The following is an 11,598-nucleotide window of genomic DNA, read 5'->3' as shown; positions in this document are numbered from 1 at the left end:
CCGCCAGACCGTTGGAGCCAAGCCGTGACGAAGTTCCGCCTGCCGCTCGCCGCCGCCGCCGCCATCGCCGGCCTGCTTTTCAGCTTTCCCGCTGTCGCGCAGCAGGCCGCCGACCGGCTGCAGCCGGAAGCGGCAAGCGGCATGCGGCCGGCCGCTTCCGAACCGGCGAAGGCGAAGACCTTCATGGTCGCCGCCGCCAATCCCGTCGCCGCCAGGGCCGGCTTCGACATACTGAAGAAGGGCGGCAACGCCATCGACGCGATGGTCGCGACGCAGCTCGTCCTCAATCTGGTCGAGCCGCAGTCCTCGGGCATCGGCGGCGGCGCCTTCCTGGTCTATTTCGACGCCAAGGCGGGCCGGCTGACGACCTTCGACGGCCGCGAGACGGCCCCCGCCGGCGCCGATCCGAAACTCTTCCTCGACGAGGCCGGCGACCCGCTGGAATTCTACGACGCCGTGGTCGGCGGCCGCTCGGTGGGAACGCCGGGAACGCTGCGGCTTCTCTACGACACCCACCAGCGCTTCGGCGCGCTCGACTGGAAGACCGTCGTCGAACCGGCGATCACGCTTGCGAAAATCGGCTTCGAGGTGTCGCCGCGCCTCCACGCGCTGATCGCAGCGGAGGGCGACCGCCTGAAGCGCTACGCCGCCGCCCGCGAATACTTCTTCGACGCCAAGGGCGAACCGCTGGCGACCGGGACGCTCCTGAAGAACGAGGCCTTCGCCGAGACGCTGCAGACCATCGCCGAAAAGGGTGCCGCGGGCTTCTACGAGGGGCCGGTCGCCGAGGCGCTCGTCGCGACCGTGCAGAATGCCGAGGGCAATCCCGGCCGCCTGGCGCTGTCCGACCTTCGCAACTACCGCGTCGTCGAGCGCGAGCCGGTCTGCGCCGCCTATCGCGTCTACGAGGTCTGCGGCATGGGCCCGCCCTCCTCCGGCGCCCTCACGGTCGGGCAGATCCTCGGGCTGATCGAGCCCTTCGACATCGCCGGGCTCGGCCCCGGCAGCGCCGAGGCCTGGCGGCTGATCGGCGACGCCTCGCGCCTCGCCTTCGCCGATCGCGGCCGCTACATGGCCGACATCGACTACGTGCCGATGCCGCTGAAGGGCCTTCTCGACAAGGACTATCTCACCGGCCGGTCTGAGCTTCTGCGCGGCGGCCGGGCGCTTTCGGACGACGCGGTCGCGCCCGGCACGCCGCCCTTCGACCACGCCATGCTCCGCGGCGACGACGATGCCATCGAGCTTCCCTCGACCAGCCACTTCGTCATCGTCGACGGCGCCGGCGACGTCGTCTCGATGACGACGACGATCGAGAACGGCTTCGGTTCGCGGCTGATGACGGGCGGCTTCCTGCTCAACAACGAGCTGACCGACTTCTCCTTCGAGACCCACGACGAGGAAGGCCGGGTGATCGCCAATGCCGTGGCGCCCGGCAAGCGCCCGCGCTCGTCGATGTCGCCGACGGTGGTGATGCGGGAGGGCAAGCCGGTGCTCGCCCTCGGCTCGCCCGGCGGAAGCCAGATCATCGGCTACGTCGCCGAGGCCCTGATCGCCGTCCTCGACTGGGACATGAACGTCCAGCAGGCGGCGGGGCTGCCGCATCTCCTCAACCGCTTCGGCCCGTTCGAGGTCGAGGCCGGCACGAGTGCGACGCAGCTTTCCGGGGCGCTGCGCGACCTCGGCTTCACGGTGAAGGAGACCGACCTGAATTCCGGCATCCAGGCGATCGCCATCACCCCCGACGGACTTTCCGGCGGCGCCGACCCGCGCCGGGAGGGTGTCGCCCTCGGCGAATGAGCGGGCGTGGAGCCCCGGCCCGTCCCCGCCCCGCCGGCTTTGCTGCAGTGCCGCGAGAAACTGCGCGTCGCCGGCAACCACTCGCTAACCATGTCCGGTCCTCGGCCGGCTTCCGCCGGCAACCTTTCGGCGCCGCCCGAGCTTTCAGCATCGGGTCTGCGGGGCGAACGGCAATGGACAAGGCTTTGACACGAAACAACTCTTGCACCGTCGGCGGTGGCGCGCCGCGGATCGGCCTGCCACGCTCGGCCGTGATCTCGGAATACGCGCCGGACGCGACCCTCATTGCGGCCAACGACGATTTCCTGGCGCTGACGCAGTACCGGGCGGAGGAGGTTCTCGGCCGGCCGCACGGCTTCTTCATGGTCCCGGAGGACCGCGACGATCCGCAGTATCCGGCGATGTGGGAAGCGCTCCGCGCCGGCGAATTCATGCAGAAGGAATCGCGCCGGCTGCTGCGCGACGGCCGCGAGGTCTGGGTGCAGGCGAGCTATACCCCGGTCTTTGCCGAAGACGGCACGGTCAAGAGCGTCATCGAGATGGCGACGGACGTGACCGCCGCAAAGCGCCGGGCCGCCAATCACGAGACCATCCTCGCGGCGATCTCCCGCTCGACGGCGATGGCGGAGTTCGCCATGGACGGGACGATCCTCGCGGCCAATTCGAACTATGGCGAGCTGATCGGCTGCCCGCCCGCCGATCTGCTCGGCCGCAACCACTTCGACTTCGTGACCACCGGCGACGCGCAGGACAACGCGGCGCTGGCCTTCTGGACCCGCCTCAGATGCGGGCAGTGCATCCAGGCGGACGTCTTCTCGACCATTGCCGACGGCAGGCGGGTCTGGATGCAGGCGAGCTACACCCCCGTCCTCGACGCCTCGGGCTGTCCCGTCAAGGTGATGAAGATCGCCACCGACATCACCGGCCGCATGGAGCGGAATGCCGAGGCGGAGCGCCTGGCGCTCCTCGATCCGCTCACCGGCGTCTCCAACCGCCGCGGCTTCGACCTCGCGCTCGCCGCGGCGATGAGCGAGCACGGCAGCGCGGGCGGCGGTCCGATCGCCCTGCTTCTCCTCGACGTCGACCATTTCAAGGCCTTCAACGACACGTTCGGCCACCAGATCGGCGACCGCTGCCTGCGCACCATCGCCGAGACCATCGAGCGCGTGGTGCAGGGGCCGGAAAGCCTCGTCGCCCGCTACGGCGGCGAGGAGTTCGCGGTGCTCCTGCCGAACTGCAGCGAGAGCGAGGCAGCGCGGATCGCCGAGGTGGTCCGCGCCGAGGTGCAGAAGCTGTGCATCGAACACGCCGGCAATCCGGGCTGGTGCGTCGTCACCGTCAGCACCGGCGTCGCGACGCTCGGCCAGGCCGGCGATGGCAGCGCCGGGGGCTCGGCGCTCGTCGCCGCGGCCGACGCCGCGCTCTATGCGGCCAAGCGCCAGGGCCGTAACCGGGTGATCGATGCGGGCGCCATGCTGCCGCGGACAGGCCGCCTGGCGGCCGCCGGCTGAGGGCGGCCGCCGCGCCAGGGCGCCAGAGCGCCCCCGCCCAGCTCCATGTCTCGTCAGATCAGCAGATCGGCGACGATCTGGTCCTCGGTGATGTCCTGGTAGCGGATGCCCGCCGCCTCGAAGCGCCGGATCAGCGCCGGAAAGTTCGCCGGATCCCGGGTCTCGATGCCGAGCAGGATCGAGCCGAAGTCGCGGGCCGACTTCTTCAGATATTCGAAGCGGGCGATGTCGTCGTCCGGGCCGAGGAGATTGAGGAAGTCCTTCAAGGCGCCGGGACGCTGCGCCAGCCGCAGGATGAAATACTTCTTCAGCCCGGTGAAGCGCAGCGCCCGCTCCTTGACGTCCGGCAGCCGCTCGAAGTCGAAATTGCCGCCGGAGACGACGAGCACCGCCGTCCTGCCCTCGACCTCGCCCTTCAGGTCGGCGAGGGCGTCGATCGCCAGCGCCCCGGCGGGCTCGAGCACGATGCCCTCGACGTTGAGCATTTCCAGCATGGTGTTGCAGAGCCGGCCTTCCGGCGCCAGCACGACGTCGGCCGGGGCAAAGCGCGTCAGCGTCTCGAAGGGGATCGCGCCGATCATCGCGACGGCGGCGCCGTCGACGAAGCCGTCGATCTGCGGCATGCGGGTGAGTTCGCCGCGTTCGAGGCTGGAGCGCAGGCTCGGCGCGCCGAGCGGCTCGACGAAGCGCAGCGCCGGCCTGCCGCAGGTCTCGGCGTCCTCGCCGTCGAAATAGCGCGTCATGCCCGAGGCGAGGCCGCCGCCGCCGACCGGCATCACCACGACGTCGAGGCTCTCGCCGCCGAGCTGGTCGCGGATCTCGCGGGCGACGCTCGCCTGGCCCTCGACGATGTCCTCGTGGTCGAAGGGCGGCACGAAGGTGGCGCCCTCCGCCGCGGCATAGGCCTTGGCCGCGGCATAGCAGTCGTCGAAGAAATCGCCGGTCAGTTCGATCGTGATCGCCTCGCCGCCGAAGACGCGGGTCTTGTCGATCTTCTGCTGCGGCGTCGTCACCGGCATGAAGACCCGGCCCTTCACGCCGAAATGCCGGCAGGCGAAGGCGAAGCCCTGGGCGTGGTTGCCGGCGGAGGCGCAGCAGAAGGTCCGGCCTGCCGCCGTCTCGGCCATCGCCTTGCGCATGAAGTTGAAGGCGCCGCGGATCTTGTAGGAGCGGACCGGCGTCAGGTCTTCGCGCTTCAGGAAGATCCGGCCGCCGTATTTCTTCGAAAGATGCTCGTTGAGCTGCAGCGGGGTCGCCGGGAACAGGTCGCGCAGCGCGGTTTCCGCGGCCGCGACCCTCAGATGGAAGTCGTCGTTCATGTCGGTCGAATGTCTCGTCTTGCAGGACAGGTCGGAACGTTCGGCGGGAGCCGCGGCGCAAGGCCCGGTCCGGGGCGGTTCCTCGCCTGCCCGCGCCGCCGGTCGGCGGCCAGAATCAGCGGGAAGATCGCCGGAAGGATGGCGCTGGCGCCATGTCCGGCGGCCGGTCGCGGCCGTCAGCCCCGGGTCTGGCCCAGGCCTTCGGCGGCGCCGGCGCCGATAATGCGAATGCAACGCCCGGCGAGGACCGTCGGTAGCGAAATGAGCTTCGCGGGCCGATCCATCGACATTTCGGGCGCTCCCTTCCTGGCCGTTGCCGCAACTTTCCGGCGGTGATGCGCCAGGAACGGCGTTTTGTCAAAGTCGGCCCCGGTGCGGCATTCACGCGGCCATGGCGGGAAACCGCCGGCTCCGGCTCGCCAGCGCCGGTCCGTGCCCCTATGAGGGACCGCCCGCCCGAACGGTTCCGGCGGCGTTTTCGCAAGGATGCCATGACCGACGCGCTCGTCGTCCTTCTGACAGTTCTCACCGCGGTCGTCCTCGCACTGCCGCTGGTGCGCCGCAACACGCTGTGGCAGGCGACGGTGACCCCGCTCGCCTCGATCATCGGCAGCGGCTTCCTGGTGCTCGGCCCGATCCTGACCAGCGAATACGGCAGCTACGCCCCGCTGGTCATGGCGATGCTGTGCCTTGCCGCCTGGAGCTTCGGCGCGGCGGTCAGAAGCAACATCCGGGTGCGGGCCGAAAAGGCCGAGCGCTCGCAGGCGGAGGAATGGCTGGAAGCGGCGGCCTCCTGGGCGCTCGCCTTCGCCTATGTCGTCTCGGTCGCCTACTATCTCAATCTCTTCGGCGCCTTCGCCCTGCATCTGACGCCGTTCGATTCGCCCTTCGAGGCGCGGCTCCTGACGACCGCGATGTTCGCCCTCATCCTCGTCGTCGGCTGGGGCTTCGGCTTCAAGGCGCTGGAGCGGATGGAGACGGTGACGGTCGGCCTGAAGCTCGCGATCATCGCCGGCCTGATCGCCGGCCTTTCGATCTTCGTCTACGGCCTCTGGCGGAGCGGCGGGCTCAACGACAATCCCGAGCCCTCGACCGCCTGGCACGGCATCGCCCTCGCCTTCGGCCTCATCGTCACCGTCCAGGGCTTCGAGACGTCGCGCTATCTCGGAAAGACCTACGACGCGCCGACGCGGATCGCCTCCATGCGTCTCGCCCAGGCGGTCTCGGCGGCGATCTACCTCGTCTACATCGGGCTGCTGACGGTGGGCTTTCCGGCCGGCGAGGGCCACCTCACCGAAACCGCGATCATCGACATGATGGGGGTGGTCGCGCCGATCCTGCCGCTGATGCTGGTCGCCGCGGCGCTCGCCGCGCAGTTCTCCGCGGCGGTCGCAGATACCGGCGGTTCCGGCGGCCTCGTCGTCGAACTGACGCGCGGCCGCCTCAGCCAGCGCCAGGCCTATGCCGTCCTGTGCCTTCTCGGCACCGGCCTCACCTGGACCTCGAACGTCTTTGCGATCATCGCCTATGCCTCGCGGGCCTTCGCCCTCTACTACGCGCTGCAGGCGGCGATCGCCGCCATCGCGATGCACCGTGCGAAGCGGCCGGCACGCGCGCTCGCCTTCGTCCTGCTCGTCTGTCTCGGCGCGGCGATCGTCGTCTTCGGCATCCCGGCCGAGTGAGCACCGGCCCAAATCGCAACGTTTCGTTCGAAGCGACCGTTGCGAAACAGAAACGCTGGCGAAACATGGCCGGGACTTCGACGCCATCCCCGCGAAACATCCCCGGTCTAACCTTCATCCCATCGCAGCCAGGACAACACGTCCCCGCATCGAAGGCTGCACAAATCTCCCCGGGGCGCATGCCGCTGCGGTCCGGGATTAGACGGCTCCGACGATCAACGCCCCAAATCGTCGGAGCCGCCGCCATTTCTGCCGAGGCCGGGCCCGACGCCCCCGACGACACGCCTTGGCTCTCTCGCCCGATCCTGCCCTTCCTCGCGCACAAGCCTGGCTCGCGCCGAATCCGGCCGTGCCCGCCCTGCCGTGCCCTGCCGAACGACGGGGCGCGTCTTCCGGCGGCAGCCTCAGACGAAGAGGTCGACGAGGCGGAAGTTCACGCTGTCGACGATGCCCTTGTCGGAGATCCGCAGCGACGGGATGACCGCCAGCGCGAGCAGTGAGTGCTGCATGTAGGCGTTGTTGAGCGTGCAGCCGGCATCGCGCATGGCGGCGATCAGCCGGTCGGCCTTTTCGGCGACGGTCTCCGCCCGCTCGTTCGACATCAGCCCGGCGATCGACATCTCGATCAGCGCCTTCTCCTTCCCGCCGGCGAAGAAGGCGACGCCGCCGCCCACCGCGCCGAGCCGGTTGGCGGCGAGCGCCATGTCCTCGGCGCTGGTTCCGACGACGATCATGTGGTGGCAGTCGTGGGCGACGGTCGAGGCCATGGCACAGGAGCCCCGGTAGCCGAAGCCCGAGACGAAGCCGTTGGTCACCGCGCCGCTGCCGCGATGGCGCTCGACGAGGGCGATGCGGCACACGTCGGCGGCCTGGTCCGTCATGACGACGCCGTCCGAAACCGTCAGGCGGGCCGTCAGCGCGCGGGTCGGCGCCTGGTTCTCCACGACGCCGATCACCCGAGCCGTCACCTCGCCGCCGGCGCCCGACGGTGCCTTCACCGCGAAGTCCTCCGCCGTCAGCCCGCGGCCGAGCCGCACCGTGCCGGTCGCCGAGGCCGGATAGCTGCGGGCCGGCATGTCGGCTTCCAGCCGCCCGGCGGCGGCGAGCCGGACGCCGCGTCCGTAGACGGCGTCGATCGAAAGCGCCGCGAGGTCGGAGACGATCAGGAAGTCGGCCCGCCGGCCGGGGGTGACCGACCCGATCTCGCGCTCGAGCTTGAAGTGCTCGGCGGTGTTGATGGTCGCCATCTGGATCGCGGTCATCGGCTTCAGGCCGCAGGCGATGGCGTGGCGGACGACGCGGTCCATGTGGCCGTCGCGGACCAGCGTGCCGGAGTGGCAGTCGTCGGTGCACAGGATGAAGTGGCGCGAATCGAGCCCCATCTCGGTGATCGCCTTGACCTGGCTGGCAACGTCGTACCAGGCCGAGCCGAGCCTCAGCATCGCCTTCATGCCCTGGCGCACGCGGGCCGCGGCGTCCTCCATCCGCGTGCCCTCGTGGTCGTCCTCCGGCCCGCCGGCGACATAGGCGTGGAACGGCCGCCCGAGATCGGCCGAGGCGTAGTGGCCGCCGACGGTCTTGCCCGCCGCCCGGGTCGCGGCGATCTCGCCGACCATCACGGCGTCGTTGGCCGCGACGCCGGGAAAGTTCATCACCTCCCCGAGACCGATGATCGCCGGCCAGCCCATCGCCTCGGCGACGTCGCGCGGGCCGAGCACCGCCCCGCCCTCTTCGAGACCGGGCGCGGAGGGCACGCAGGACGGCATTTGGACCCAGACGTTGACCGGCTGGTCCATCGCCTCGTCGTGCATGAGCCGCACCCCCTCGAGGCCGAGGACGTTGGCGATCTCGTGGGGATCGACGAACATCGAGGTGGTGCCGTGGGGAATGACCGCCCGGCAGAACTCGGTCACCGTGACCATGCCGCTCTCGACATGCATGTGCGCGTCGCAGAGCCCGGGCACGACGTAGCGCCCCTCCGCCTCGACCACCGTGGTATCCGGCCCGATCGTGTGCGAGGCGTCGGCCCCGCAGAAGGCGAAGCGGCCTGCGGCGACGGCAATGTCGGTGCCGGGGATGATCTCACCGGAATGGACGTTGACCCAGCGGGCGCCGCGCACCACCAGATCGGCCTTCTGCCGGCCCATGGCGACGTCCACCAGCCGTGGCGCCACCGCCTCGAACGGCTCCATTGCCATCACACTGCGCGTTTCGCTCATGCGCCGCTCCTGCTTCTGCCGCCACCGGTCGATCCTTTGTATTGCCAAGTTTGCGGCCGGACGGGAAGCCGGTCACGGCGAGTGCGCTGCGAGGAAATCCCTCGAGGCTCCCGCGCGGCCTCGCGGCGTCGCCGGCCTCTCCGGCATCGGAGAAAGCAAGCCTCATCCTGCCGTTGCGAGACATCCGGCGGACGACCCGGAACCGGACGACGCAGCGTCCAAAGAGGCTTGGCCCGACCTGCAACGATGCGCGCATGAACATATTGCGCTACAGGATATATTTGTATTCGCGACAATAACCGCGTCGCCCTTGGAGAGTTTGCGGTCCGACGAGCCGGAAACGAAATTTTTATCCTTACACGGGAAGGTGAACGCGACTTCGTTCGTAAGCAGCAGGTATGCATTTCCGGCCCGGGCGTCCTGCTGCCGAAAGAGTCGATCCGCTTTTCAGTGTCGCAGGTCCCACGATGTTCAAATCCAGCCTCTCGGCAAAAGTCTCGGCGATGGTGCTCGGCGCCATCGCGATCGTCGCCGTCGCCCTTTCGGCGATCGCGCTGATCGAAGTCAGCAACGACGGCATCGAGCGCGCCAACGAGCGCCAGGAAGCCAACATGCGTGTCGCCTGGGACGTGATCGGCCGCTACGGCTCCTGGTTCAAGGTCGACAACGGCAAGCTCTATGCCGGCTTCCAGCCGCTGAACGAGTTCAACACCCCGGTCGACCGGATCAAGGAACTCGTCGGCGGCACGGCGACGATCTTCATGGGCGACACGCGGGTCGCGACCAACGTCCAAAAGCCGGACGGCAGCCGGGCGATCGGCACGAAGCTCGCCCCGGGGCCGGTCTATGACGCGGTGATCAAGGACGGCAAGCCGTATCGCGGCGAGGCCGACATCCTCGGAACGCCGTTCTTCACCGCCTACGATCCGATCAAGGGCAAGGACGGCCAGACCATCGGCATCCTCTATGTCGGCGTTCCGAAGTCGGAATTCTTGACCTCCGTCTCGGCGCTGCAGCTGCGCTTCAGCATCATCGCGGTTCTCGTCGCCCTCGTCGTCGGCCTGCTGGCGCTCGTCACTTCGCGCCGCATGTTCCAGCCGCTGCAGGGCCTCGCCAGGACGATCAGCGACGTCGCCGAAGGGCGCGTCGACGGCAAGGTCGAAGGTCTCGGACGCCGCGACGAGATCGGCCAGATGGCCCGCTCGGTCGAGCAGCTGCGCCATGCCGTCATCGAGCAGCAGAGCCTGAAGCAGGAGGCGATCGACGCCGCGGCGCAGAAGGAGATCGAGCGCCGGCGCCAGGACGAGATGGGCGAGGAATACGTCCGGGCCCACCACTTCTTCATGTCCGAGGTCGAGACCGGCTTCGGCCGGCTCGCCGGCGGCGACCTCACCGTCCGCCTCGACAAGCCCTTCTCCTCCGACTACGAGGGCGTCCGCAAGCTCTTCAACGAGAGCGTGACCGCCCTCGAGGCCGCCTTCGGCGAGGTCATGAAGCTGATCGCCTCCAACAAGACCGGCATCTCGGAGATGATCGTCGCGACCAACGACATCGCCCAGCGCACCGAGCAGCAGGCGGCGAGCCTCGAAGAGACCGTCGCCGCCCTCGGCGAGGTGACCGGCGGCGTCAACCGCACCGCCGATGGCGCGAGCCACGCAAGGCAGACCGCCGAGACGGCCCGCGAAAAGGCCCGCAAGGGCGGCGAGATCGTCGCCCAGGCGGTGACGGCGATGAGCCAGATCGAGGCATCCTCGCAGCAGATCAACCAGATCATCGGGGTGATCGACGAGATCGCCTTCCAGACCAATCTCCTGGCCCTCAACGCCGGCGTCGAGGCGGCGCGGGCCGGCGAAGCCGGCAAGGGCTTCGCGGTGGTGGCCCAGGAAGTGCGCGCCCTCGCCCAGCGCTCGGCGGAAGCCGCCAAGGAGATCAAGGGGCTGATCAACGCCTCCTCGGAACAGGTCGAGAAGGGCGTCACGCTGGTGACCGCCTCGGGCAAGTCGCTGGAGGAGATCGTCGCCGAGTTCGCCGCGGTCAGCGGGATCATCGCCGAAATCGCCAAGAACGCCTCGGAACAGGCGACGAGCCTGAAGGAGGTCTCGACCGCCGCCGACCAGATGGACAAGGTGACCCAGCAGAACGCCGCGATGGTCGAACAGGCGACGGCCGCCTGCCAGACCCTCGGCGGCGACACCGACAGGCTCGCCGAGATCGTCGCCGGCTTCAAGACGCGGGCCGGCGCCGAGGCGGCGCGCGGCGCCCCGGCCGCGAGGCAGAGGCCCGTCGCGCAGATGCGCAGCGCCGGCGGCAGCGCCAAGGCCGCCCCCGCCGCCGCGAACGACGAAGAAGTCTGGGACGAGTTCTGAAATTACAACGGCCGGCGACCGCAAGCACCGCCGGCCGTCCTGTTTCTCCACGCCCCGAATCATGCCATGATGGGCGGCCAGACGATCCTCGCATCGTCCCGCCGCCCGGCGTGGCGCTTCAAACGTCGAGGCCATGCCATCGGGCGGATCACGCCAGCGTCACGATCGCCCCGGACGCCGGCACCATCCCACCCTGCTACCCGCACGATGCGCGGATGAGCCGCGCCGGGGATTGGCGTGTCAGCCGCCGAAGGCCGGCAGCTTTTCGATCTGGTCCTTGGTCAGCGGCGTCTTGACCCGGCCCATGTCGAGCGAGACGTCGGAGAGCATCAGGATCACCGTCTTCTGGCCGATGCCGAGGAAGCCGCCGACCTCGACGGTGATCGCCTTGGCGTTGCCGTTCGCATCGCCGAGGACGTCGTCCACCTCGCCGACCGTCTCGCCGTTCGGCCCGACGACGTCCATCTCCTCGACCTGACCGACCATGAGGTTCAGCTGCGGCACCGGGGCCTCGTCCTCGCCGAGCGCCGCGAGCACGCCGGCCGCCGCGTCGGAGGGGATCTGGTTGCCGGCGGGCGCGGCCTGGCCGGCCTTGGCGGCATCGTCCGGCTGGGTGGTGCCGCCATCCTGGGCGAGCGCTTGGCCGGCGGCGCCGGCAAGAAGAAGGGCGGCGAGGCCGGCGGACAGGAAGGGCTTCAAGA

The 11,598-nt window shown here is 69.4% G+C and carries 7 protein-coding genes; 4 read left to right on the top strand and 3 right to left on the bottom strand.

All coding sequences use genetic code 11. The annotated features are described in order from the left end of the window. The first annotated feature begins 24 nt into the window (after positions 1-24). The gene (gene ggt, locus J1C47_RS04190) at positions 25-1,800 is read left to right on the top strand and encodes a gamma-glutamyltransferase (RefSeq protein ID WP_425354535.1); all 1,776 of its coding nucleotides are present in this window, start codon (positions 25-27) and stop codon (positions 1,798-1,800) included. A gap of 173 nt (positions 1,801-1,973) precedes the next feature. Next, complete coding sequence (locus J1C47_RS04185) at positions 1,974-3,311, top strand: sensor domain-containing diguanylate cyclase (RefSeq protein WP_207349480.1); 1,338 nt, start codon at positions 1,974-1,976, stop codon at positions 3,309-3,311. Positions 3,312-3,364: 53 nt separating this feature from the next. Here the strand turns inward: J1C47_RS04185 and ilvA are convergent, their stop codons facing one another. Continuing rightward, positions 3,365-4,630 (bottom strand): threonine ammonia-lyase IlvA, encoded by a 1,266-nt coding sequence (gene ilvA, locus J1C47_RS04180; RefSeq protein ID WP_207349479.1) that lies wholly within the window; start codon positions 4,628-4,630, stop codon positions 3,365-3,367. Between the two features lie 491 nt (positions 4,631-5,121). Between ilvA and J1C47_RS04175 the strand changes: the two genes are divergently transcribed. Then, positions 5,122-6,312 (top strand): hypothetical protein, encoded by a 1,191-nt coding sequence (locus J1C47_RS04175; protein ID WP_207349478.1) that lies wholly within the window; start codon positions 5,122-5,124, stop codon positions 6,310-6,312. 404 nt (positions 6,313-6,716) lie between these two features. Here J1C47_RS04175 and J1C47_RS04170 read toward each other — a convergent pair whose 3' ends face one another. Beyond that, a complete protein-coding gene (locus J1C47_RS04170; RefSeq protein WP_207349477.1) occupies positions 6,717-8,531 on the bottom strand; it encodes an adenine deaminase in 1,815 nt (604 codons plus the stop codon). A 467-nt stretch (positions 8,532-8,998) separates the two neighbouring features. Between J1C47_RS04170 and J1C47_RS04165 the strand changes: the two genes are divergently transcribed. Continuing rightward, positions 8,999-10,897, top strand: a complete 1,899-nt coding sequence (locus J1C47_RS04165; protein ID WP_245396353.1) for a methyl-accepting chemotaxis protein — start codon at positions 8,999-9,001, stop codon at positions 10,895-10,897. A 240-nt stretch (positions 10,898-11,137) separates the two neighbouring features. Here the strand turns inward: J1C47_RS04165 and J1C47_RS04160 are convergent, their stop codons facing one another. Next, the gene (locus J1C47_RS04160; protein ID WP_207349475.1) at positions 11,138-11,596 is read right to left on the bottom strand and encodes a PRC-barrel domain-containing protein; all 459 of its coding nucleotides are present in this window, start codon (positions 11,594-11,596) and stop codon (positions 11,138-11,140) included. Positions 11,597-11,598: the final 2 nt, after the last annotated feature.

The sequence above is a fragment of the Jiella sonneratiae genome (assembly GCF_017353515.1).
In the GTDB taxonomy this organism is placed as follows: domain Bacteria; phylum Pseudomonadota; class Alphaproteobacteria; order Rhizobiales; family Rhizobiaceae; genus Jiella; species Jiella sonneratiae.
The sequence above is the reverse complement of the archived record's forward strand: the minus strand, read 5'-3'. Positions and strand labels throughout refer to the sequence as shown.